The 22,822-nt window shown below is 41.7% G+C and carries 27 protein-coding genes; 1 reads left to right on the top strand and 26 read right to left on the bottom strand.

Annotation, left to right across the window (positions count from 1 at the left end):
• Positions 1-152: 152 nt before the first annotated feature.
• Positions 153-1,163 carry a YeiH family protein gene (locus tag QM469_RS05530; protein ID WP_371607959.1) on the top strand — a complete coding sequence of 337 codons (1,011 nt, stop codon included), beginning with the start codon at positions 153-155 and terminating at the stop codon, positions 1,161-1,163.
• Positions 1,164-1,191: 28 nt separating this feature from the next.
• Here the strand turns inward: QM469_RS05530 and QM469_RS05525 are convergent, their stop codons facing one another.
• The 26 genes from QM469_RS05525 to QM469_RS05400 form a co-directional block, all read right to left on the bottom strand.
• Complete coding sequence (locus tag QM469_RS05525) at positions 1,192-1,629, bottom strand: CoA-binding protein (RefSeq protein ID WP_414273054.1); 438 nt, start codon at positions 1,627-1,629, stop codon at positions 1,192-1,194.
• Positions 1,630-1,750: 121 nt separating this feature from the next.
• A complete protein-coding gene (locus QM469_RS05520) occupies positions 1,751-2,719 on the bottom strand; it encodes a ribose-phosphate diphosphokinase (protein ID WP_075231173.1) in 969 nt (322 codons plus the stop codon).
• Between the two features lie 216 nt (positions 2,720-2,935).
• Positions 2,936-3,430: a beta-class carbonic anhydrase gene (locus tag QM469_RS05515; protein WP_414276229.1), complete on the bottom strand. Its 495-nt coding sequence runs from the start codon at positions 3,428-3,430 to the stop codon at positions 2,936-2,938.
• Between the two features lie 160 nt (positions 3,431-3,590).
• A complete protein-coding gene (locus QM469_RS05510; protein WP_153225591.1) occupies positions 3,591-4,286 on the bottom strand; it encodes a TIGR00266 family protein in 696 nt (231 codons plus the stop codon).
• Positions 4,287-4,356: 70 nt separating this feature from the next.
• Positions 4,357-5,718 carry a DNA repair protein RadA gene (gene radA / locus QM469_RS05505; RefSeq protein WP_414276253.1) on the bottom strand — a complete coding sequence of 454 codons (1,362 nt, stop codon included), beginning with the start codon at positions 5,716-5,718 and terminating at the stop codon, positions 4,357-4,359.
• A gap of 13 nt (positions 5,719-5,731) precedes the next feature.
• Entirely contained in the window at positions 5,732-6,298 is a 567-nt protein-coding gene (locus QM469_RS05500; RefSeq protein ID WP_414276228.1) for a histidine phosphatase family protein, read from the bottom strand.
• Complete coding sequence (locus QM469_RS05495; protein WP_414276227.1) at positions 6,249-6,692, bottom strand: dUTP diphosphatase; 444 nt, start codon at positions 6,690-6,692, stop codon at positions 6,249-6,251. The genes QM469_RS05500 and QM469_RS05495 overlap by 50 nt, the downstream gene beginning before the upstream one ends.
• Positions 6,693-6,975: 283 nt before the next feature.
• Entirely contained in the window at positions 6,976-7,863 is an 888-nt protein-coding gene (locus tag QM469_RS05490) for a peptidoglycan amidohydrolase family protein (RefSeq protein ID WP_414276226.1), read from the bottom strand.
• Between the two features lie 2 nt (positions 7,864-7,865).
• A complete protein-coding gene (locus QM469_RS05485; RefSeq protein ID WP_414276225.1) occupies positions 7,866-8,198 on the bottom strand; it encodes a phage holin in 333 nt (110 codons plus the stop codon).
• Positions 8,182-8,622 carry a hypothetical protein gene (locus QM469_RS05480; protein ID WP_414276224.1) on the bottom strand — a complete coding sequence of 147 codons (441 nt, stop codon included), beginning with the start codon at positions 8,620-8,622 and terminating at the stop codon, positions 8,182-8,184. Before QM469_RS05480 ends, QM469_RS05485 begins: the two co-directional genes overlap by 17 nt.
• Before the next feature lie 11 nt (positions 8,623-8,633).
• Positions 8,634-9,239 carry a DUF1366 domain-containing protein gene (locus tag QM469_RS05475; protein ID WP_414276223.1) on the bottom strand — a complete coding sequence of 202 codons (606 nt, stop codon included), beginning with the start codon at positions 9,237-9,239 and terminating at the stop codon, positions 8,634-8,636.
• Positions 9,240-9,248: 9 nt separating this feature from the next.
• Positions 9,249-11,291: a DUF859 family phage minor structural protein gene (locus QM469_RS05470; protein WP_414276222.1), complete on the bottom strand. Its 2,043-nt coding sequence runs from the start codon at positions 11,289-11,291 to the stop codon at positions 9,249-9,251.
• Between the two features lie 10 nt (positions 11,292-11,301).
• A complete protein-coding gene (locus tag QM469_RS05465; protein WP_414276221.1) occupies positions 11,302-14,703 on the bottom strand; it encodes a hypothetical protein in 3,402 nt (1,133 codons plus the stop codon).
• Between the two features lie 8 nt (positions 14,704-14,711).
• Entirely contained in the window at positions 14,712-15,053 is a 342-nt protein-coding gene (locus tag QM469_RS05460; RefSeq protein ID WP_414276220.1) for a hypothetical protein, read from the bottom strand.
• 9 nt (positions 15,054-15,062) lie between these two features.
• Positions 15,063-18,239 (bottom strand): phage tail protein, encoded by a 3,177-nt coding sequence (locus tag QM469_RS05455; RefSeq protein WP_414276219.1) that lies wholly within the window; start codon positions 18,237-18,239, stop codon positions 15,063-15,065.
• A gap of 13 nt (positions 18,240-18,252) precedes the next feature.
• Positions 18,253-18,546, bottom strand: a complete 294-nt coding sequence (locus QM469_RS05450; protein ID WP_239682736.1) for a Gp15 family bacteriophage protein — start codon at positions 18,544-18,546, stop codon at positions 18,253-18,255.
• 34 nt (positions 18,547-18,580) lie between these two features.
• A complete protein-coding gene (locus tag QM469_RS05445) occupies positions 18,581-18,883 on the bottom strand; it encodes a hypothetical protein (RefSeq protein ID WP_414276218.1) in 303 nt (100 codons plus the stop codon).
• Entirely contained in the window at positions 18,883-19,080 is a 198-nt protein-coding gene (locus tag QM469_RS05440) for a hypothetical protein (protein WP_414276217.1), read from the bottom strand. Before QM469_RS05440 ends, QM469_RS05445 begins: the two co-directional genes overlap by 1 nt.
• A 41-nt stretch (positions 19,081-19,121) precedes the next feature.
• Positions 19,122-19,565 carry a phage tail tube protein gene (locus QM469_RS05435; protein WP_007518781.1) on the bottom strand — a complete coding sequence of 148 codons (444 nt, stop codon included), beginning with the start codon at positions 19,563-19,565 and terminating at the stop codon, positions 19,122-19,124.
• Positions 19,565-19,969, bottom strand: a complete 405-nt coding sequence (locus QM469_RS05430) for a minor capsid protein (RefSeq protein WP_414276216.1) — start codon at positions 19,967-19,969, stop codon at positions 19,565-19,567. The genes QM469_RS05435 and QM469_RS05430 overlap by 1 nt, the downstream gene beginning before the upstream one ends.
• Before the next feature lie 2 nt (positions 19,970-19,971).
• Entirely contained in the window at positions 19,972-20,424 is a 453-nt protein-coding gene (locus tag QM469_RS05425) for a hypothetical protein (RefSeq protein WP_414320620.1), read from the bottom strand.
• Positions 20,357-20,695, bottom strand: coding sequence for a hypothetical protein (locus tag QM469_RS05420; protein ID WP_049479258.1), 339 nt, complete (start codon positions 20,693-20,695; stop codon positions 20,357-20,359). Before QM469_RS05420 ends, QM469_RS05425 begins: the two co-directional genes overlap by 68 nt.
• A complete protein-coding gene (locus tag QM469_RS05415; RefSeq protein ID WP_049493565.1) occupies positions 20,695-21,069 on the bottom strand; it encodes a hypothetical protein in 375 nt (124 codons plus the stop codon). The genes QM469_RS05420 and QM469_RS05415 overlap by 1 nt, the downstream gene beginning before the upstream one ends.
• A 5-nt stretch (positions 21,070-21,074) precedes the next feature.
• Positions 21,075-21,290: a hypothetical protein gene (locus QM469_RS05410; protein WP_414276215.1), complete on the bottom strand. Its 216-nt coding sequence runs from the start codon at positions 21,288-21,290 to the stop codon at positions 21,075-21,077.
• Between the two features lie 18 nt (positions 21,291-21,308).
• Positions 21,309-22,208 carry a hypothetical protein gene (locus tag QM469_RS05405; protein WP_007518769.1) on the bottom strand — a complete coding sequence of 300 codons (900 nt, stop codon included), beginning with the start codon at positions 22,206-22,208 and terminating at the stop codon, positions 21,309-21,311.
• 19 nt (positions 22,209-22,227) lie between these two features.
• Complete coding sequence (locus tag QM469_RS05400; RefSeq protein ID WP_414276214.1) at positions 22,228-22,812, bottom strand: hypothetical protein; 585 nt, start codon at positions 22,810-22,812, stop codon at positions 22,228-22,230.
• Positions 22,813-22,822 lie beyond the last annotated feature (10 nt).

Below are 22,822 nucleotides of genomic sequence, written 5' to 3'. Positions count from 1 at the left end.
GATACCCTCCTTGCTTAAAGAACATATGTCTATTATACTACAAAAGCTCTCTGACCGCAAAATTACATCCAGAATTAGCCTTCCAAAGGCTTTCTATTTACTTTTTTCCGAGATAAGATTATAATAAGGAGTATTTATTTTCGGAGGTTTTTATGTCATTTCTATCAAAAAATTGGGCAGGACTGTTAGCCTGTCTGATCATTTCTATCATCTCTTGGGTTTTAGGAGGCTTTCTGCCTGTTGTAGGAGCTCCTGTTTTTGCCATCTTTATTGGCATGATTCTCCACCCATTTCTCACTTCCTATAAACAACTAGATGCTGGTTTGACTTACAGCTCCAAGAAATTGCTTCAGTATGCTGTTATCTTGCTTGGGTTTGGACTCAATATCTCTCAAGTTTTTGCAGTAGGAAAATCTTCCCTTCCTGTCATTCTATCTACCATTTCTATAGCCTTGATTGTAGCTTATCTTTTCCAACGCTTTTTTGATTTAGATACAAAACTAGCTACCTTGATCGGTGTTGGTTCCTCTATCTGTGGAGGTTCTGCCATTGCAGCGACAGCTCCCGTCATCCATGCCAAGGAAAAAGAAGTCGCCCAATCCATCTCTGTTATCTTTTTCTTCAATGTCTTAGCAGCGCTTATTTTCCCAACCCTAGGAACCTGGCTTCACCTATCAAATGAGGGCTTCTCCCTCTTTGCAGGTACTGCGGTCAATGATACTTCCTCTGTAACAGCCACTGCCAGCGCCTGGGATAGTCTTTACCACACAAACACTCTTGAGTCTGCTACTATCGTCAAATTGACCCGTACCCTAGCTATTATCCCTATCACTCTCTTCCTCTCTTACTGGCAAAGTCATCAACGAGGCAACAACCAAGGAGTAAAACTTAAAAAAATCTTCCCTGTTTTCATTCTCTACTTCATCCTAGCTTCCCTGCTAACCACCATCCTTACTTCCTTCGGTGTCAGCAGTAGCTTCTTTGCACCTCTCAAACAACTATCTAAATTCCTCATCATCATGGCCATGAGCGCTATCGGTCTCAAAACCAATCTCATTGCTATGATTAAGTCCAGCGGTAAATCCATTCTTCTTGGTGCCTTCTGCTGGATTGCCATCATCCTGACTAGCCTGGGTATGCAAACACTCATCGGTATTTTCTAAGACAAAAGGTAGCCCGCAAGCTACCTTTTTATTGTTCAAGAATTAAGCGTGTATGTTCTCTCTTAATACAACGGTTCATCACGATATCATTGCAACCTCCAGCACACAAGATTTCTTCCGCTTCTAGACTTTCAAGTCCTAGTTGCGCCCAGAAAATCTTAGCATCAGCCTTGAGAAAATCTCGTGCCACATCTGGTAGAAACTCACTACGACGATAGACATTAACGATATCTACAGGAAAAGGAATCTCAGCTAGGCTGGCATAAGCCTTTTCTCCCAAGATTTCACCACCTGCAGCCTTGGGGTTTACTGGTATGATTTTATAGCCACGAGCCTGCATTTCCTTTGTCACTCGATTGCTAGTTGTTTCTTCACGATCAGACAAGCCCACTACTGCTAGAGTCTTACTAGTTGCTAGATACTGACGAATCACACCATCACTTGGATTGATAAATTCTTGAGTCATAAAAATCCTCCTTTTTCATCAGTATAGCATATTTTGAAAGGGTTTGCAGAATTCTGCTACCAAAAAACTCCCAACAAGGTCTATCACTTTGTTAGGAGTTTTGTCTTATCCAATGAATTCGTTAGATTTTTTTCTCAATACTAAATAATGGAGATAGAGGACGTTTTTCGTGGATACGGACGATAGCATCCGCAAGAAGGTGAGCAATAGAGATTTGCTCAATCTTATCAATCAAACGTTCTTCTGGTAAGTAGATGGTATCCAAAACAACTAATTTTTTAATCGCTGATTTCTGGATATTGTCCATAGCAGGCCCTGAAAGAACTGGGTGCGTACAGCTTGCGTAAACTTCGACAGCACCAGCTTCTGCAAGAGCATCCGCCGCATGGCAAATAGTTCCAGCTGTATCGATCATATCGTCAATCAAAATACAAGTCTTACCTTCTACCTTACCAATGATGTTCATCACTTCACTGGTATTCATCTTGTCCACGCTACGACGTTTATCAATAATGGCAATCGGAGTTTTCAAAAACTCTGCCAATTTACGAGCACGAGTCACCCCACCATGGTCCGGACTGACAACCACATAGTCAGAACCAACCATGCCACGACGCTCAAAGTAGTCTGCAATTAAAGGAGCACCCATCAAGTGATCGACAGGAATATCAAAAAATCCCTGAATCTGTGCAGCATGCAAGTCAATCGTCAACAAACGATCCACTCCAGCCACTTCAAGCATATTTGCCACAAGTTTTGAAGTGATTGGCTCACGCGCTCTCGCCTTTCTATCCTGACGTGCATAGCCATAGTAAGGCATAACAACGTTGACAGATTCTGCACTGGCGCGTTTCAAAGCATCTACCATAATCAAAATTTCTAGCAGATTGTCATTTACAGGTGAGCTAGTTGATTGTAGGATAAAGACGTGTTTCCCACGGATCGATTCTTCGATATTAACTTGAATTTCTCCATCTGAAAATTGACGTACAGTCGATTTTCCCAACTCTATCCCAATCTCTTGCGCCACACGCTCTGCCAATTCTCTATTTGAAGAAAGGGCAAACAGCTTTAAATCAGAAAAAGACATGATTTCCTCCAGTATTTATGTATCACTTGTGTTTTTTCACAACATTTTTCCAACTACCATTGTAGCGCTTTTTTCTTGATTTTTCAATAAAAAATAAGACAATAGTAGACATTTATACCCTTGCCTTGTGCTCATTTATATTCCTTATATTCAAGCTGAAATGTGACAACTTAGACATTCTATCTCATGGGAAGATAGGAACTCAAAAAGGAAACGTTAGTAGACCTCTCTCATACTACCTGTATCCACATCATAAACAGCCCCTGAAATAACGACATCATCTGGAATCAGTGGAGACTCTCGAAGTAACTGCATATCCTCACGAACACTCTCCTCAACATCTTGAAAAGGGAGAAAATCTTGACCCGAGACATCAACTCCTAATTCTGTTTTTAAATGTTCTTGAAACTCTTCGTTTTGAAATGTTTGAGCACCACAGTCTGTATGATGAAGAACCACAATCTCTCTTGTTCCCATTTGTTGCTGGGAAATCACGAGTGAGCGAATCATATCGTCTGTCACTCGACCGCCCGCATTCCGTAAAATGTGAGCATCTCCAAGTGCTAGCCCCAAAGCTTGTGCAACGTGCAGACGTGAGTCTATACAAGTCACAATGGCTACTCTTGTTTTCGGCTTGATTGGCAGATTTAACTGCCCATGCAGGGCAACATAAGCCTGGTTAGCTTGCATAAACTGTTCAAAATACGACATGACAACACACTTTCTTACTTTTAAGATAATTTGAAAACCAAATTATTTATCTTCTATCTTACCATCTTTTCTTTGTCTTATCAGTTTTCAACTTCCATATAAAAAAACTAGAACAGAAACTTCTAGCATCTAGCTTGGGTCCCTATCCTAGTTTTTATTGTTATGATTCTTTTTGGATATACTTGTTGAGAGAGCCTGCAAAGCTTTGAAGATTGAGACTTTGTACATAAACCTCACCAGTACCTCGGAAGGTATTCACCACTCCTTCACCTGTACCAATAGATTGCCAGAAACCATTTTCTAAGTGGATATGATAGTCCAAAGACTGGCTCCAAGCCACCACATGGGCATTGTCAATTGTCACTTCTTGGTTTTGGAGTTCAATTTTCTTAATCGAACCAAATGCATTTGCCAAAAGCGTTCCCTGACCTTGGGTTGTCATCACAAAGAGACCGCCTTGCCCTCCGAACAGAGCCTTCCCAATAGACTGACGCTCCATTGTATAGAAAGCTGTACCATCAAGAGCTAGAAAGGCTCCATCATTCAATCGATATTGCTTTTCTCCTAGCTCGAGAGCAATCACTTGACCAGGAGTATCTGGTGCTAAAGCAAGGTTGCCGTTGTCAGACTCAGCAACAGCTTGCGTGATAAAGGTACTTTCGCCAGAAACCATGGAACGCCCCACAGCTTTGACAAAACGTCCCAAACCAGAACCGCTAGCATTGAGCTGGGTATTGAGGCTTACGTTAGGCGTGTGGTAAACCATACTACCTCGCTGGATATAGACGGTTTCTCCTTGATTGAGTGACAACTCTACCAAAGGAAATTGCATATGACTGTCCATAGAAAATTTCATCAGAAATTCCTCCTTGTTTTAATAAATGTTAGCAATAAAATAATTAGTAATCTAAACCTGAGTACAACTATTAGGAGAATACTTTTTTCAAGACTTCTCCGATAGTCGTCACTCCAATTACCTGAATTTCCTTAGGGGACTTGATACCAGTCAAGGAATTTTTCGGTACATAGATTTTTGTAAATCCAAGTTTCGCAGCTTCATTGATGCGCTGCTCGATACGATTCACACGCCGAATCTCTCCAGTTAAGCCCAACTCTCCCACAAAACATTCTTGAGGATTGGTTGGTTTGTCCTTGTAGCTTGAAGCAATAGCAACTGCAACAGCCAGGTCAATAGCAGGTTCATCTAATTTGACACCGCCAGCTGATTTGAGATAGGCATCCTGATTTTGAAGCAAGAGACCTGCCCGTTTTTCCAAAACAGCCATAATCAAGCTAGCACGATTGAAATCAAGGCCTGTTGTAGTCCGCTTGGCATTTCCAAACATAGTCGGTGTTACCAAGGCCTGCACTTCTGCAAGAATAGGACGGGTTCCTTCCATAGTCACCACGATGGACGAACCGGTTGCTCCATCTAAACGTTCTTCTAGGAAAACTTGACTCGGATTGAGCACCTCAACCAAGCCACCTGATTGCATCTCAAAAATCCCAATCTCATTTGTCGATCCAAAACGGTTTTTGACCGCTCTTAGAATCCGGAAGGTATGGTGGCGTTCCCCTTCAAAGTAAAGAACCGTATCCACCATATGCTCCAACATACGAGGACCCGCCAAGGTTCCTTCCTTGGTCACATGCCCGACAATAAAGATAGCGATGTTATTGGTCTTGGCCAGCTGCATGAGTTCTGCAGTCACCTCACGCACCTGAGAAACAGATCCTTGAACTCCAGAAATCTCAGGAGACATGATGGTCTGGATAGAGTCAATAATGAGGAAGTCTGGCTGGATTCGCTCCACCTCTGCGCGAACACTCTGCATATTGGTCTCTGCGTAGAGATAAAACTCACTATCAATATCACCCAAGCGCTCTGCTCGTAGCTTAATTTGCTGAGCAGACTCCTCCCCACTGACATAGAGAACTGTCCCCACTTGAGACAGCTGGGTTGAGACTTGTAAGAGCAGAGTTGATTTCCCAATCCCAGGATCCCCACCGATAAGGACAAGACTTCCTGGTACCACTCCTCCACCAAGAACTCGGTTAAACTCCTCCATCTCTGTCTTGGTTCTATTGACATTGATGGAAGTTACCTCAGCCAATTTCATAGGTTTAGTTTTCTCACCTGTCAAGGACACACGCGCATTCTTGACCTCTGTAACCTCAACTTCCTCAACAAAAGAAGACCAAGAACCACAGTTTGGACAGCGCCCTAAATACTTGGGGGAATTATATTCACAATTTTGACACACAAATGTCGCTTTTTTCTTTGCGATGATAAACCTCTTTCTAAATCTCTATCTCACACTCAATCACTTGGCAAAAATCAATGGTTTCATTCGGTACAAATTGACGCATGAGCATGCGATGAGTGACAACAACGACTGTCTGATAGTCTAGGTACTTGGCCAACGATTCAATAAAGCGAACTCTCATATCCTCAGCGGTTTCATATTGTATCGGGCTATCCGGAAGGAGATTCCCATTATTTCCTAGAAACAGAGTACGAGCTTTTTCAAAATTCTCTACGCTACTTTCATAGACTTGCCATTCATGCAATAATGGCTCTACCCTCAAAGGAAGGCAAGTAGCACAGGATACATAAAAAGCCGTTTCTAAAGCTCGCGTCACTGCAGAAGACACCAGGATATCAGCTGAGGCAAACAAAGGATTTTTGCAAAGTTCCTGAGCTTGTTGTCTTCCTTTCTCAGATAAGGGTGCCAAATCTATCCCGAATCCAGTATAGGAACGCTCCTCTAACTCACGGTAATCTGGCTCTCCATGACGTACAAAGATAATCTTCATTCTAGTGCCCTGTCGATCCAAATCCACCAGTTCGAACACCCTCAGCCACATCTCCATCTGCGATTAAGAAAGGCGCAAAGACAGCCTGGACCACACGTTCCCCAACTTCAAGAACAACCTCTTGGTCTGTGATATTCTTCATCTGTGCAAAAATATGCCCTTCATTCCCAGGATTTCCATAATAATCCCCATCAATGACACCAACCGAGTTAATCAAGACCAATCCCTTCTTACGAGGATTTGAAGAGCGATCATAGAGATAAAGAACCTCAGTCGGCTGCATATAAGCCTTAACCCCTGTCGGAACCAATACAATCTCTCCTGGAGCAATAACCGTACGCACAGCAACCTTTAAGTCATAACCAGCCGCATGCGCTGTCTCACGCTTCGGCAACAAATTTTTATCTGTAAAAGTCGAAACCAATTCAAAACCACGGATTTTCATAATTTTCTCTTTTCTATTATCATTTATTCTAGATTATTCTATCTTATTTATTCGGAAAAAGCACGAAAAAAAGAGCACACAACAGCTTATGAAGATACGATAATTTACACTGTTTCACAATACGTTGAAATTTAGAGCTTTAAAGCGAGAGCAAAGTTGACTTTTTACATCGTTTTACAGACATTTACGACATTTTTGCCCCTTTTTTGCCCCTTATAAAACAAAAAAAGCCCGCAAGCCTGAGCCTGCGGGTCGTTAAGAAGAAAAATAGAATCTCCTTTCTTTATTTTGTGGTAATCAAGCCATCTGGCTCAATGTTAAAGGCTTCTTTATCAGCCATGCGACCGTCAGGAAGCAGCATGTAGTATCCACCATTGTAAGGCACAAATGTGTTCGATTTCATATCGCCGTTGACAGCATCCAGGTAATACCATTTTTCGTAGTATTTGACCCAGCCGGTCTGCATAGAGCCATCACGATTGAAGTAATACCATTTGCCATTGATTTTCTTCCAGGATGTGGCCATGTAGCCGCTAGAATCGAACCAGTACCAATTCCCGTCGGTGTGTTTCAACCAGCGGTCTGCGTACATATATCCACGACTATCGAAGTAGAACCATGATTTGTTCTCTTCGATGTACTCAAATTGATCTTTGGGATAAGAACCATTTGCACGAACCCACCAATAGCCCGTGTCGTTCTTCTGCCAACCTGTCTTGACCTCTTCGGCAGCTACAGATGGATTAGTCAGACGATACACATAGTAGTAAGGTCGTCCTGCATAGAGCCAAATATCGTCATGATCGTTCACTGTGATACCGTTGAAACGATAGTTACAGTGGATAATGTTATCACTATCCACGAAAATACCAGTATGGCCACCTGCTCCGCTAGAGTAGCCACGACGTCCCCAGATGAAGATATCCCCACGCTGAGCATCCCACGGAGTATTCTCAGAGATGAGCTCATATCCGTTCTTTTTGAGCCAGTCATGCTCATACTCAGTATTGACCGCCCATCCGGCGGACGCTGCTCCAGCGCTCGTCAAAGCGTAGTAGACCGAACTTGAACAATCGTAAGAGTCGGGGCCGTTACGATCGTCCATGCTGTAGGATACTTGACCTTGTCGTGCTCGCATCCAAGCAATAGCTGTTTCAATGTTTACTGCCATAATCATTCTCCCTTCCAGCTATCATTCATCTGCTTGACAGCTGACTCGACGAATGTATCTAGATCTTTATCAGTCATACTGATGTTATATTTGCCAAGCTCAGCACGAATTTTAGTGCGAGCTTGCTCCAGCTTCTCTTCACCTTTATAGCCAGTTTCTGAAGCGACCTGCTCAACTGCATTGACCGCATTCTTGGCCAAGATTTCAACAATCTTGATGGTCTTTTCTCCACCCTTTTTGATAAGAAAATCCTTAATCGATTTGACTGCGATGCCAGCCAAAATTACAAGAATGCTGATTGCTCCATTTGCGATAATTTCATTGATTTGTTGCATTTGTATTTTCCTCCGCAATTTCTAAATTTAAGTATTTGTTAAACAGGGCATCAATACGCCCATTCCCACCTAACTTCTTGTAGCTAGAGTGCATTTTGTGAACGATATCCGATTCATGAACCGTTGTATAACCACGCTTCAGAGCGGTCGTGATGTCACGCTCAAGTCTCAGATACATTGTTGCCAGATGTGCTTCATCATGCACAGCTAACTTGTTATTGATTTCAGTTATATTTTGCTTGTTCTCCTCACCGATTGCATGAATAGTGCTCAATTCGCCCTTCAGCTCCTTGAATTGTTCTTGGTTGAGGTGACCTGCTTTACTGGCTCTCATCCCAAACCAACCAGTAGCGACAACTCCGATTGTAGGAGCTAGCTGAGTGATCGCATGTATCATTTTCTCAATTATTTCAGACCATGACATAAAATCCCCCTCTAATCAATCCGTGGCATGACCACAGTCAACACACCTTGCTGAAGCATATCAGATAGTGACTGCTCTTTCCAAGTGTAGCCCTCTGTGGCCTGCATCTGGAACTTGAAAATGGTCAGCGTGCCCTTTGGCCATTTCGGATTAGTGTCAAACGGATAAGGCATGGCAATGATGTCTCCGTTGTTGTAACGTTTGTCCTTAGCAAGCGGTTTGATGAAATTTGCTACCTTTACATAGGCAAAGGTCGGCATGCCACCATTTTGAGATACTACCACGGCACTCAAGACCTCAGTGATAGCTGACACCATGTCGAGGTTTTCCTTATTCTCTACTGTCGCTTGCTCTACCTTAGTTGCCATTTCTTTATTTTGCTTGAGCTGCGCCTCTACCTGGTTGAATTTCTCCTTTTCGGCACGCAAAGGAAAGTTTTCCTGGTAAAGAGCCTCAAGAGCTAACTCAAAAAGTTCAGTATTGGACAAGCTGATTTTGTCAGCTGGTAAGAAAATTGGCACGATAGCACTGTCTGCATTGATTAGCGTGACCTTGGTAGCTGATGCTGTTCCACTTGCATCAAATTCTTGGGACTTTGTCCCGTACTCTAATTTCATAGTTCCTCCTTAAATTTTGAATGAAACATTATCGAAGTTGAGCCAAGTAGCGTCAACGTTCCCCTTTACGACTACGTTACCGCTTGGATAGATTCCGATAACCGCAGAACCATAATCATTGTTTAGTGCGGTCTTAAATAATGTTGTGGATGGTCTGAAATTTTCAGGCAAAGTAAAGATAATTGACTCACGGGTAGTATTTCCGCCTTTACACGTCCCTTTTAAATAAACAATCCCGTCGAACGTTTTTGAAAACTGCACTTTTTCATACTCAGGATGATGGCGCCACCCATTTTGTAGGTTGGCATTTTGCCAAGGTGTGCTCTGAATGTCATCTTTGGTAGCAATCTCTTTCCATTGCGTTGGAGCCCATTTATTGGCATTGTTGTAGGTCCTAAAGAAAAACCTATTTGATGTTACCCCAGTGAAAAATTGAACGCCTTTCCAACTATCAAGCCAATAGTTTTGAAATAGTCCCCAATCATTACCAGTAGGGTTATCTGCGTATTTTCCATTTCTCCAACCAAATTCTGTCGCCTGCTTATTCCAAACATCATCCCATTGAGCGCTACCTCTACTTAAGCCACCATAAGCATTAGTCAGCTGATACTGCTGAATTGGCTTGTTATTCGAGTAGATATCGCCTAGAACATCTAATGAGCCTGGTTTCCCAAATTCTGCAACCTTACCAATGCCTATACGTCCGTTCTTATCATAGGACATTACTACGCTTTCAGTTGCAACAGTAGCTGAAAATTCAACGCTTGTAAACTTGTCCTCAAGCTTACCAATAATCACAAAGGATTTATTCGATGGATAATTCCCCGCCATGTTAGCAGCTGAGTTAGTCAATGTATGAACACTTGTAAAATTACCAGATGCACTACCATTATCATCCGTGAAATTCTCATTACCTATCTGAGCAACTTTGAAAGTTAAGGACATTACATTCCTTTGCTTTCCTGACTGCATTATAGGAGCTATTCGGGCATTTCTTAACACTTGCAATGTATTTGGATTGCCTCTAGTTCTAAGCGCGGAAAAACTAAAGGAAGGGGCATAATACTCAATCACGTTGATAGTAATATCTTTAGTATCTGATTGTTTGCCCCGACTATCGACAACATAAGCTCGAATGGTTGCCAAACCGCTAAAGTTCATGATACCAAAACTACCACCGTTTTTAGTTACGACCATTTTTCTATTAACAATTTCAGCTCGATATCCAGTTATGGTAGAACCATATGCGCCAGACGCATTGTTGAAGTTTACTTGGATATCTGAAATGATTTGTAAAAAGTCATTTCCACCCAAAAGCCGTCTTGCGACCGTATTCATGTCAGTTAATGAAAGACCTGTGAAGGTAGGTTTTACACTGTCTGGGATTTTAAAGTGCCAGCCATTAGAGTACACATCGCTTCCAATTTGGGTAGACCCATTATATGTTCGAACACAGATGTCCATTAGCCCGGAACTAGATTTAGGTAAGTGTCGAGCAAGATCTAAAGATGGGGTAAAGGATACACTTGTCCCATGGTTCTTCCCTAGGTCAATCCATTCGCTTCCAAAAACTCTATACCAGACTTGATGAGTAAACGAGTTAACTTTTCGATTAAATATAACGGTATGAAGTGAGCCTAAATTTCGATTTCCTTCTAAGCTAGAAATTTGCGTAGACCTAGGAATTTTGTCGAATGTATAATTCGTCGAAATTGTAATGTTGCCATGAACTCCGTTATTGGGGTCAAAAGATGCCCAGACAGACATAGTCTTTGTCCCGTCACTGTCATGAGGGATTGTAACCTCTCCACTTGCGAGCGTTACCTCTTCTCCGGACGTATCGTAATCCGGGTGACTGCTATGAACACTTGCGCCATTTAACCAGACAGAAAGGTTACTGATATTTCCATAAGTCCATGTTCTATAAGCTCCATCGCGGTCGATAGTAGCCCGCCACCTTACTTTCGAAGAGTTATTAGTAATGTCCTGACTAACTTGTTCGACGTAAAGGTTCAAATGCAATGGGCCACTAGAATTGATAAATTTAGTCATTTTCCTCTTTTTAACCTCCTACATATCGAATAACATTCACATCTTTGTCAAGATAATACTGTTCTGTTCTAAAGCGTCCGATTTGAACTGACGCGGTGAAAATACCGTTGTCGATATGAATCACACCTTGCGAAATATACATTACTTCCTTACCTGCAGAAAACATAGAAATCCTATCATGACTGACTTTGATTGATGAACTAGCATTGTTCTTTCCAATGATGAGCCCCTCATTTGAAGCGCTCATATAGGTATCGATGAACTTTTTCATCTCCTTCAAGCCACCAAATTCTATTGATAAAAACTCAATTCTTCTGCCCGCTTCGATTAAATCAGATTCAGATTTTTTTTGGCTTTCTGCATTTGATTTTACCAAAGCATTATAGGCTTTTTCTAAATCACTGAACTGATCCATTGTCGCTTTAGCTTTTAATTCTACGTCATGAAGTTGAGCTTTTTCAGCTAGAGCATTTAATTGGTCATTAGTCAATTTATGGTCAGCTTTAGAATCAAGCTGTTTTTGAGTTTCTGACCAGTGAGGTTGCCAGCTCGTCATAGGTATAGCTCCAACTGTTAAAACAGCCCAATTAGCATTACCGACTCCCTCTGGTTCTACAGTGAAGAATGATACAACGTCTCCAGCGTTAAGGTTTTTCTTGGATGTAAAAGTAGCACTCCAAACATCCAACTCAAAGCTATATGCTAAATTTATCCACTGCCAGCTATCGCTAGAATTTTCACGAATCCCAAAGTTAAGTGTACTGTTATCACTCCTCCACCACCTAACACTCAATGTGTACTGTTTACCAGATTTCAAAGGTTCAGCTAAGATGAAATCTTGTCGGTGCTTATTTCTCCATCCAGTATTTGAATCCAGTAAGATATTACCCGATTGCTCTGTTGTGCCAAACAAAGCTGTCCACTTGTACAATTTAGGATTTTGACTATCTGCCTCAGTGAAATCCGTTAGCGTGCCTAGATAGCGTTTGTTAGTACTATCTGTTGTACTAAAGCCATCACGTCCATCAGCAGAGTTAGCCCAAGCACGGTGAATATAAGGAGTCCGCCCATCTGCTCCAGGCTTACCTGGAATGCCTTGAGGGCCATCCTCACCATTCTTTCCATCTGGCCCTCTCCATTTAGTCCAGCGATAGTCAGCAGGATTTTTGCTATTGGTTGCATTAAAGTCAACATACACCCCGACATAGGCTTTGTCAGCATTTGTTTGACTGAATCCACTACCTGTTACAGTGTCAGCGTAGGCCATGTGAGTGTACTGTGTACGGCCGTCAGCTCCCTTAGGGCCTGGAATACCTTGGTCACCTTTGACTCCTTGCAAACCTTGTAGACCTTGTAAGCCCCGGTCTCCCTTTTCTCCTTTTTCTCCTCTGTCGCCTTTTGGTCCGGTATCTCCTTTATCCCCTTTTTGACCAGTTTCACCCATTTTTGCCACAGAAAAACCTGTCTCAGAGGTATTATCTGTATAGTTCCAGGTTGTTTTAGTCCACAAATACTGACCAGCTGGAACGCTAGGGATTTGAGACAACCATCCACTAGTTGGTGGAACAGTTCCTGATGTGGAGCTAGCATAAACTACGGTTGTTGCACGGATACCCACGCCATCCTTGCCAGCGACACCATCTCTACCAGTATTTCCGTCCCTACCAATCCTAGCTACTGAGTAGCCAGTTTCAGAGGTGTTGTCTGTGTAATTCCAGGTTGTTTTAGTCCAAAGATATTGACCGGCTGGAATAACTGGAACAGTGCTTATCCATCCAGAACTAGGAGCGCTAGTCCCTGATGTAGACGATGCGTAAGCAATAACGGTAGATTTTAAACCCACTCCATCCTTACCAGCGATACCATCTCTACCAGGATCTCCCTTCGGCCCTGGGATACCTTGGTCGCCTTTCAGGCCTTGCAAACCTTGGACACCAGGTACCCCCTGTTGCCCACGTTCCCCTTGAGGTCCAGGAGTCAGTTCAATTTTTTTTAGATCTTCTTTCGTCGCTACATCTTGAGCATTGATAGTGAGCTTATCAATGTTCATCACAACTTTGCCGTCACGTACGGAAACAATCTCTTGCAAACCATTCATGATTCGCAAACGTGCTAAATCCAGATCTCCAGCAGTTATATTTTTGGCATTTAACGTAATGTAATTACCAATTGCTGCAGAAACTTTTTTTGCTAGCAATTCATCAGTGGTTATCGTATTGACAATTTCTCCGACATTAGCGCTGTCTGCCTTTTTAACCCATGAACCTTCTACACGTTCCCACATTTCAACATAGCCACCATTAGGTTTAAACCATATATCTCCATTTTTTGGTTTGGTAGGGCTTGATGTATCAAGGTACATACTACCTTGTTTAGTGATAAGTTCGTCCAAATACTCTATTTGACGTTGCATTGACCCCTTATATTTATAAGTACCTTGTGCAACTCCAGCAGCATTTCCACTACTATGGGCAGATAAACCACCATCAAACGAAAGTTTGTAGGACAGCATTGGAATATCAAAATAGATATTTTCATCCCAGTGTACTGTAACCCAGTCACCGGATTCCATGGCCATATCACCACGCCAGGACAATGTATATGGATAAAAGTTAAAATCACGGTATTCATTGAAGACACGATCCAGAATTTCTTGTGTAACCCATGGATTTTTTAACTTCATGATATTACCTGTGGACAATCCTGATTTATACACAACCTTATCAGCAGACTTACACTCAATACCTTTCAACCTGTAAGGTATCTCGTCACGTTCTAATCCACCTGGCTTATACATATCTTTTGTGATATGTCTTGATGTTGTCTTTAGCTTGATAAAATCAAGCTTCCCATTACGATTAAATCTGACGAAACTTCCTGATAATTGCGCTAAATAAACTAACGCCTCACGATAACTTGTTTTTTCTAGTTTCTTCGCAACTTGATCATTTACTAATTGGATATTAGTATCTGTCGTGATACCTGTCAATCTCACGATTTCTGATAAAATATCCCTTGTATAAGCTGGATAAGTAAGCTGACTATCATAAGCACCAGACAATCTAACAAACTCGTCCTGTAGCTTAATTTTGGTCTTTTTATCATTACGATCTAGCTTGACCTCGGTAACAAAAAACTTGCCAAGTGGGACGGTTTTACCCGCAATTGCTACCGACATTGTTGCTGGCATCATTTCTTGCAGACCTTCAATAATCTCTTTAATTTCAATTTCTAGACTATTGATGTACCCACCACCAATTGTAAAATCATTACTATTACCGATGGAACTGTCGTAAGTAGCTGATGCAATTTTGGTTTTTGTGTATCTCTTACCATTTAAGTCAAAGTTAGCCTCAAACACGCGCAGATGGTTCTCTATTGCTTTGATATAATCTGATGTTACTTCTAGCATAATTCCTCCTACTGCTCGATAATAGATACAGATAAGCCGTTGTAATAGGTCACACCGTCACTCAGACGCCCCATTACTGTCTCTGTGATAGTCCCGCGATAACCAGTGATAGACTGTCCTAAAATGTTTGCAGTAAAAAATCCGGCTACCAATTTAGACTTGATAAGATTTCTTTCTGCTTCTGTGATAATTCCCCATTTGATGGAGAATGTACGTTTTTCTGCAATGACGTCACCCGTCATCAATCCACTAGCACTACGACCCGTAGAAGATGACCAGATAATATCATTATTGATGCTGATTTCAACTGGAGAAGCAAGAGCTACTCCACCTACTGATATTTCACTCATGCATACCTCCTAAATCATGAGGGGGGATTCCCCTGTTTTAATTGCAATTTCATTGATTTTATCTACAATCTTCTTGGTGATTTTATCACCATCAATTGTCAAATCAAGAGCACGAACCGCTTGTAACAACTGTGTCAGTAAGGCTAGAACTTCTGGTCCACCGCCATTATTTGACAATTCCGCTGCACGACGTGCCATTTCAAGCATTTTATTTTCCGGAGCAACAATCTCACCGTAATGCTTGTTGTCACCAATCATGGCAATTTGTGGTGTATTGGCCTTAACAAAGCCACCTTGAGCAAGTCGAGGTAGTCCAATGTAACTAAATCCACCGATATTTACACCAGGTAATTTATTAATCACGCTAATAGCGCCATTGAGTAAGCTGATACCACTATTGATTGTGCTTTCTACCGTGCCAAGTACCCCGTTAATAACGCTACGTACAGCACCGCCAATGGCGCTTCCAACCATGGTTCCAACATGAGTAAACGTTGAGCGTATTTGCCCCCAAAGTCCGCTAAAGAACCCGACAATGCCCGAAAATGCATTCTTGACATTGTTATATGCTTCGCGGAATTTTGAAGAAAACCACCCTGGTATGCTAGCAAGAGCAGATTGAATATTACTCCACTTCCCTGCAAACCAACTTGCAATAGGATTGAAGATACCTGTTAAACCTGCCCACGCGCTGCGGAATTTGTCTTTGAACCAATCAGGAATAGAAGCAAGATTGCTTTTTAACTCATTGTAGCGTTGAGAAAACCAAGAACCAATACCGGTAAAGATAGCAACAATGGCATCCCAAGCTTGTTTAAACTTATCCTTGAACCATTGAACAACAGGTGCAAAAATGGTCTTAACAGATTCCCACCAACGGGTGAACTCTGCAATCATCGAATCGATGTCAATTCCAAGCGCGGCCAAGAGAGATTTGATAATACCGGAAAATAGATTTTTAATTCCGTTCCAAGCTAAATCCCAATCACCTGTAAAAACACCCGTTACAAAATCAATCAAACCAGATAGAGCTTGAGCAAGACCACTGATAATATCAGAGAGTGCCGCAATAGCATTGATCAACGTTGTACCGACAACTTCTACCAATCCACTAAGAATCTCCATGAATTTTTCGACATCTACATTCGAAACAAAGTCTTCCCAAGCAGCTTTGAAAAAATCAAAAAAACTACCTAAAAGCATAGAGAGATTATCGATAGCTGGTTTTACATGAGCGTCATAAACTTCCGAAAACTTTTCGCCTAATTTTGATAGAACTGGATTGAGGTAAGTATTCCACCCATCCAAAAAGCTTTTCATCAACTGACCAAAACCACTTGTCAAAGAGTCAATAAATGGTTTTGCTTTGTCATCGTACACACGTTTCAACGCATCACCAACATCATCTACCAGTGATTCTAAACTTTCAAAAACAGGAGCGATGCCATCTAATAATCCTGTCCAGGCTTTTACTAACTGTGGAACATTCGGAACTATTGTTTTTTCAATTCCTTTAGCAAAATCTCCTGCTATCTTACTGCCTAATTCGATTACTGTGCTACCAGCACTTAAAAACGCAGATACAATCGCACTGCCAATTCTAACAGCGCCAGAAGATGTGATGACATCGTAAAAACCATTTGAGAAAGCTTGAACGATATTACCAGCAACCTCAGCTACATTTCCTATGTTGGTGAGTAGAGACACGAGAGCACCTTTAATACGCTCTTTTTGGCGCTGTAGTCCGTTGGCTATACTTTCGGCTATAAAGACTCCTATCCCGAGAGCAACAGTCCCTATCGAGCCAATAAACTGCCCTAGAGCATAAGCTATCTTATCAAGCATGGTTTGGAATGAAGCCACAACTTTTGGATCTGTAAAAATCTCTTGCAGTAATTCACCGATTCGTTTTAAAGCACTCTGAAGGCGTTCAACACCATCGAATCTAAATGAAGCATTGAAACCGTCCTGAAATAATTTGACGAGTTCAAGCAATCGTTTAAATAATCCATCAAACAGACCGTCTAATTGATTCCCACCTTCAGCAATTTTCCCCATATCGACTTCAGCGCCTTTAGGTGTTCCACCACCTCCGCCGCCTGAACCACCAGGACTGCCTCCGGAATCTCCACCACCATCTCCGCTATCGGATGAGTCAGATAGTTTATTGACTTGGTCAAATCCCATGAGAGATTTCATTTCTTGAGCAGCTTTCTTAGCTGCTTTACCAGCTCCATCTGCAGCCTTCCCGGCTCCTTTGGCAGCTTTTCCTAAGTTGCCAGCTCCTCCTGCTGCACCATCAGAAGCCTCTCCTAAATTACCAACTGCATCAGCAGTTTCTTGAATACCGGATCCTTTCATAGACTTCTTGCCAGTAAATAGTTCTGTCAATGCTTTAAAAGCATTACCTACTGTCAGCAATTTGCTGAGCAAAAAGTTAATGACTTTGATAACTGGGGTAAAAATGTTAATCAAGCCAACTCCGACGCTTGCCATAAAGCTTTCGAACTGTAGCTTCATAATCCTAACTTGGTTAGCCCAACTATCAGATGTCCTAGCGAAGTCGCCACTAGCCAGTGAAAGCTTGTCTGTTACAAATGCGAACCGCAAAGCAACTTTTTCAGCCTCAGACATTTCTTGTGTCGTCTTTCCAAATCCATTAGCCATTGCATAGGCATCAAGTGCTGATTGAGTCATGACCACACCTAAATCTTTAAGTGTCTCTGTTTCACCAGTAAAGACTGATTTCAGCTTTGTGTAGGCTTCATCTTGACTAATATTATAAAAAGATGCCACATCGCCCGCTAAACTAGTTAAGGCTGTTGACATCTCATAAGCTTTTTGTTCGTTAAAACCAAAAGCTTTAGTCATCGCACCGAATGTACCGATGTATCGTTTTGCCATGGTCTCTGATAACCCAGAGGTATACATAGCTTGTTTTGCAAAGTCATCGACTTGCTTGCTCATGCGTGGGAAAGCAACGTCAACAACGTTTTGCACTTCGTTGAGATCTGAGCCGAGCTTGATAGCTTGAGCTCCAAAATCAACAAGTTTCTTGATTGCAAATGCTCCTGCAAGCATCTTGGCAGCTTTCGTCGCCATCCCTTGCAAGCCACTCATCTGCCCTTTAAATTGTTTGTCGTTGACGACAAGGTCAAGACCAATCTGGCCAACTGTCTGCGCCAATAGCTATCACCTCCTACTTAGCCATCTCAACAAAGGCTTGTTTTAATTCTTCAAGAACTTGAGTCAGATCTTGTTCAGTTTTCTCTTTGGCAAGTTTCAATCTCCATTCGTTGCGAATACGGTGCTGTCCTTCTGAAAATACCTCTAGCATTTTAGGGTCATCTTCGCTTCGAATTTGGACGATTCGACCAAGCGGTGTTTCTCCAGACAAACCAGCTAAGAGAGCCTTGAACTCTTTCCACTTCATATTCTTAAATTCATTAGAGTATACAGATAAGCCATACTGTGTCCTAAGAGAGCTGACGATTAAATCGAAATCCTCAAATAGGTCATAGTATGGCTCACTGTTCTCCCGCTTCTTCTTCTCCCATGACCAATGTCATCGCTGCTTCAATAACTTTAGTTAAATCAGCGAAATTCAAACGCATTTCATCAAGTGTTTTGCGACTATTTTCAGGGAAGATTAGCTCAAACATTTCCATCATTTTTTTGGCAGATGGAGTTCCTTCTTCATCACCGATAGTCTGCATCAGAGTCAGTACAGTTGTTGCATCTGTATTGACTTCAATTTCAGCATCTTTAATTTTCAATTTTGGATTCTCTTCAAAATTGAGTTTTTCTGTGATATCAATTACTTTTGACATTATTCGGTTTCCTTTTCTTCAGATAAAATGTTGATCAGTACTTGACCAGTTCGATTTTCTTTGTTTGCCATAGCTTCGATTCGCTCTTTGGATTTACCGCTTAAATCAACGGTATCTCCAGCCTTGTATTCGATACCTGTATCGATATCAATAAAAGCTATGGTTGCTGTTGCGTTGGTTTCTTCAGCTTCAACCATATTTCCTCCTTAAAATAAAAAGAGGGTCGAAACCCTCTAAATTAACCTGCTGGCACCACTTCCGGTTTACCATTTGACATGACGTCAAATGACAATGGTGCAACACCTGTTGAATCCCCCGAGATAAAGTCCTTAAGATTGATAACCGCGTCTTTAAATTTGATTTTAGTTCCATCTGGGAAAGTCCATTGGAAGTCCGCTTCAGAATCGCGACCATTTTTAAACGCAAGACCTGCAATGTAGTCGTTACCTGCATCACCTACGTTTCGTTTACCAGAAACAGAAATTGTAACTGACTTCGCAGTCATCAAACGACGTGTCCAACCTTTTTGGTCAAATGGTTTCCATTCTTCAACACCATTGTCAAATGATACTGAGAATGATTCCATGTCTGCAATATCAACAAGTGATTCAACTCCTGCAGTTCCTTTATTTACTTGGAACTGGTTTTCATATACGGGGAATACCCCAGTTTTCTGAGCCATTAGTTGCCCTCTCTTTCGTAATATAAATCAAGCTCGATAACACGCTCATACACGTTATTATCATCTGTTCCTACATCCACAGGCTCGTTCTGTAATAAGGCAATCATCTTAATAGGTGTTCCACCGATAACAACCGATTCAGCCTCAAATAGACGATTATAGAGGTACTGAGCACGCTTCTCAGTCTCATTCGCATTCTTGTTCCAGTGAATTAAGATGCTGATTGATTTGACATCATAGCTTGCCAGTGACCTGCCTCCGATTGCTACCCGAGGACCATCGATTGTCTTTCGTTGATAGATGCCTATACTGTTTTCTTGCTTATTATCGAGCTTGCCAATGTAGTAGTTGTTAGCTGCATTAAATGTTTTAATCCAGTCACGGACTTCAGCTAGTGTAATCATGCTTAAACCCCCGTGATTTGTTTGTAAAGTCGCCCGTAGGCTTGTTTTATTTTGTGTGACTTCTTGCCACCATCAGCCCAATCCTCAAACCACTTTCCTTTTGCATGAGGGTTTTCTTTCGTCTGAAATTGATATTCAGGATGAAAGTACAATCGTCTTGCGTAAGGAGTGGAATGTACCAGGCTTACTACACCTTGGGATGAACGTGAGTAGTCTGGAGCCATTGCTTCGCCTTGCAACACACCTTTATCAAATGGAACGACTTGTGCCTGCACAACTTCTGTATGCAGGTATTCAGCAGTCTGTTCCAGTGCTATGATTTGAGCCCTTTCCAGTTTGCGGATAGTGCCAAAATCTAGCTTTACTGTAGACTTCGCAAACATAGCATCACTCCAATCCGATGTAGGTATAGTTGACAGTCCCATCTGGATTTCTAGCTTTCCGGCTATCCACAATCCTCCTGACAATACCAAATACAATTGCAGTCCCACCGCTCAATGTAGGCAAATACGGTGCAATATCACCAACGAAATAAGCTGACCCAGTAATTTGGACCAGCTTCTTCTGTTCGGTTAGGACTGTTTTGGCACCGTCCTGATAATTGCATTTTAGATTTTCTCTAAACGCCTCCAAAGGTTCGCCATCTTCAGAAACTCCCTCTTGGTTGACTGTGACTGTGATTGGCGTCTGACAAAATTGAGGTAAGACAAGTTGTGGAAATTTCATCAAATAACCCTCCTCGTCAATCCTGTTTGCTTCAAAAGTTCATAGGTTTTGCGATAAATAACAATACCTTGTTCGGTGGCAATGTTCCAATTTGATCCTAATTGCATTGACACACCATTAATACTGTAGTTTGAAACTGTAGTAGCTATCAAATCAGCATTAACCTCTTCAAAGTCAACAATCTGACAACAAGCCTTTCGGATAACTTCCTGCTGAAATGGCGTCAGATTGTCGAATCCAATGCCACGGATTCGGTTGAACGTAAGTATATCAATCTTGTCAGAAGCTGATTTAAGTTTGCTAGCCAGAACTTCTGAATCAGCAGAAATCACACCAACAAACGTCTTTTTGTAATAATCTGGACTAGCATACATGACTGTTACTCCTTAGCTCCTTTGAGCTTCTTGATTTCATCCTTAGCATCTTTCAAGTCAGCTAAAACTTTTTCGTACTCCTCTTTTGAAACCTTGTCGACAGATTCACCATATTTTAATTCACCATCTTCGTAGATTTCAAAGCCACGACCAACAAAATCATTGATCGCTAACTCATCAATATCATAGACGCGAGCGCCTTTAATTGCTTTTAATGCCATATACTACACCATCCTTTCTTACGCTGTCGCGTTGATAAAGATACCAGCTGCTTTATTCTTGATCAAGAATGCATCCATGTAGAAGCGAGATTGGAGCAAATAGTTGTCAGCTGTACGTGAGTCATGACCTGGTGTAAATACTTTGATGTAAGAGTATTTTTCACGAGCAACTTCACAAGATGGGTGGATTAAGATGAAGTTCATTTGTTTCGCTTCATCTGTTGCGACACAACCATTTGTAAAGTTGTATTGTGATTTCATGCGAGCTGATTGCACTTGTTTGATTTTAACGTCATCAAGGCTATAGATAGAGCGTTTGACATCGCCATTTGAACCATTCACTCCTAGCACACGTTGGATGTCTTTAGCCTGTTTGAAGAGCTTGTTGACAGCTGGAGTGACATACAAAATGCGACCTTCAGATGGGACGCCTGCTTCGTCCATTTTTTCCATGGCGTCATCAAATTTTTGCAAGATATTTTCTGCAGTCAATGTTGTAGTGTCGATAGTGGCACCGTTAGCAGTATACTTACCTGCTTCTGTGTAGAGTTTTGAGAACACGTAGCAATCTTTTTCAGGAATACCTTGTTCAGTTTCCAGAGTGTTTTGGACATTGGCAATAGAGACGACAAGGTTTGTTTCATCAACATCCATAGGATCGATTGCAAATTCGATGTCGCGGTCATGTTCGAGTTTCTTTGGTTCCCAATCGTTTGAAATTGTTCCAGAATTAAAACCGATAGTTTGACGATTGTGGTCTTTGTAACCAGATACTGTGATGTTCGGCAACTTGATTGTTTGAGCGTTGATAAATTTCACTTGCGGATTTGAGTTAAACAAATCTACAGACGCAAGTTCTTTTGCATATTTCTGATGCAAAGCTTGTTCGAATTGTTCTGCGTAGTTATAAACTGTCATAATTTAATTCTCCTTTTTCTTAAAGACCAAACGCTGCAGCAATGGCATCAGTTTGGTTAGTTTGTTGTGTTTTACCGGTAGATCCGATTTGTTGAAACCCAGTTGATTCTTCTTTGTTTGGCTTCAGTGCAGGAACGTCTTCCAAAACTTTTGCGACAATAGCTTTGAAATCTTCTGGTTTCGATTCAAGTGTGAGAGTTGATATATCAGCCAATTTCATCACATAAGGTAGTACACCAACAGGCAATCCTTCCTCGATTGCTGCTAATTGTAGATTTCGCTCTAAATTAGCTTGTAATGCACTTGCTTGTGCCTGCGTTAACTGTTGCTGTAGTGATGTGACATCTGGTGTTGCATCAGCTTTCTGCGACTTAAAAGCAGTAATAGCTTGAGCCATTTCTTCACCACTCAATCCTTGCTGCTTAAAGTAATTTTTTAGCACGGTGTCTTCAGCAACCTTTTGCTTGCCTTCGACAATGCTAGCGATTTTGTCATAGTCAATCTCAGGAGTGCTAGCTGGTTGAGTTTGGCTTGACGTGTCTTGTCCACCTGCAGAGCCAGTTCCTGTATCTGCATTATGGAAAAATAGTTTGCGTTTGAACATAGCGTTCTCC

Source organism: Streptococcus infantis (assembly GCF_047464215.1).
Classification (GTDB): domain Bacteria; phylum Bacillota; class Bacilli; order Lactobacillales; family Streptococcaceae; genus Streptococcus; species Streptococcus infantis_P.
Note: the sequence above shows the minus strand (reverse complement) of the source record. Positions and strands in the feature narration are given on the sequence as shown.

Bases quoted from the DNA above. Each gene is read 5' to 3' on its own strand.
- QM469_RS05520 (WP_075231173.1), bottom strand. From the start codon at position 2,719: ATGTCTTTTTCTGATTTAAAGCTGTTTGCCCTTTCTTCAAATAGAGAA.
- QM469_RS05510 (WP_153225591.1), bottom strand. From the start codon at position 4,286: ATGAAATTTTCTATGGACAGTCATATGCAATTTCCTTTGGTAGAGTTG.
- QM469_RS05490 (WP_414276226.1), bottom strand. From the start codon at position 7,863: ATGGCAGTAAACATTGAAACAGCTATTGCTTGGATGCGAGCACGACAA.
- QM469_RS05470 (WP_414276222.1), bottom strand. From the start codon at position 11,291: ATGACTAAATTTATCAATTCTAGTGGCCCATTGCATTTGAACCTTTAC.
- QM469_RS05525 (WP_414273054.1), bottom strand. From the start codon at position 1,629: ATGACTCAAGAATTTATCAATCCAAGTGATGGTGTGATTCGTCAGTAT.
- QM469_RS05460 (WP_414276220.1), bottom strand. From the start codon at position 15,053: ATGAGTGAAATATCAGTAGGTGGAGTAGCTCTTGCTTCTCCAGTTGAA.
- QM469_RS05465 (WP_414276221.1), bottom strand. From the start codon at position 14,703: ATGCTAGAAGTAACATCAGATTATATCAAAGCAATAGAGAACCATCTG.
- QM469_RS05480 (WP_414276224.1), bottom strand. From the start codon at position 8,622: ATGTCATGGTCTGAAATAATTGAGAAAATGATACATGCGATCACTCAG.
- QM469_RS05445 (WP_414276218.1), bottom strand. From the start codon at position 18,883: ATGTCAAAAGTAATTGATATCACAGAAAAACTCAATTTTGAAGAGAAT.
- QM469_RS05415 (WP_049493565.1), bottom strand. From the start codon at position 21,069: ATGTATGCTAGTCCAGATTATTACAAAAAGACGTTTGTTGGTGTGATT.
- QM469_RS05420 (WP_049479258.1), bottom strand. From the start codon at position 20,695: ATGAAATTTCCACAACTTGTCTTACCTCAATTTTGTCAGACGCCAATC.
- QM469_RS05495 (WP_414276227.1), bottom strand. From the start codon at position 6,692: ATGAAAATCCGTGGTTTTGAATTGGTTTCGACTTTTACAGATAAAAAT.
- QM469_RS05410 (WP_414276215.1), bottom strand. From the start codon at position 21,290: ATGGCATTAAAAGCAATTAAAGGCGCTCGCGTCTATGATATTGATGAG.
- QM469_RS05515 (WP_414276229.1), bottom strand. From the start codon at position 3,430: ATGTCGTATTTTGAACAGTTTATGCAAGCTAACCAGGCTTATGTTGCC.
- QM469_RS05405 (WP_007518769.1), bottom strand. From the start codon at position 22,208: ATGACAGTTTATAACTACGCAGAACAATTCGAACAAGCTTTGCATCAG.
- QM469_RS05435 (WP_007518781.1), bottom strand. From the start codon at position 19,565: ATGGCTCAGAAAACTGGGGTATTCCCCGTATATGAAAACCAGTTCCAA.
- QM469_RS05530 (WP_371607959.1), top strand. From the start codon at position 153: ATGTCATTTCTATCAAAAAATTGGGCAGGACTGTTAGCCTGTCTGATC.
- QM469_RS05400 (WP_414276214.1), bottom strand. From the start codon at position 22,812: ATGTTCAAACGCAAACTATTTTTCCATAATGCAGATACAGGAACTGGC.
- QM469_RS05485 (WP_414276225.1), bottom strand. From the start codon at position 8,198: ATGCAACAAATCAATGAAATTATCGCAAATGGAGCAATCAGCATTCTT.
- QM469_RS05430 (WP_414276216.1), bottom strand. From the start codon at position 19,969: ATGATTACACTAGCTGAAGTCCGTGACTGGATTAAAACATTTAATGCA.
- QM469_RS05475 (WP_414276223.1), bottom strand. From the start codon at position 9,239: ATGAAATTAGAGTACGGGACAAAGTCCCAAGAATTTGATGCAAGTGGA.
- QM469_RS05440 (WP_414276217.1), bottom strand. From the start codon at position 19,080: ATGGTTGAAGCTGAAGAAACCAACGCAACAGCAACCATAGCTTTTATT.
- QM469_RS05500 (WP_414276228.1), bottom strand. From the start codon at position 6,298: ATGTGGCTGAGGGTGTTCGAACTGGTGGATTTGGATCGACAGGGCACT.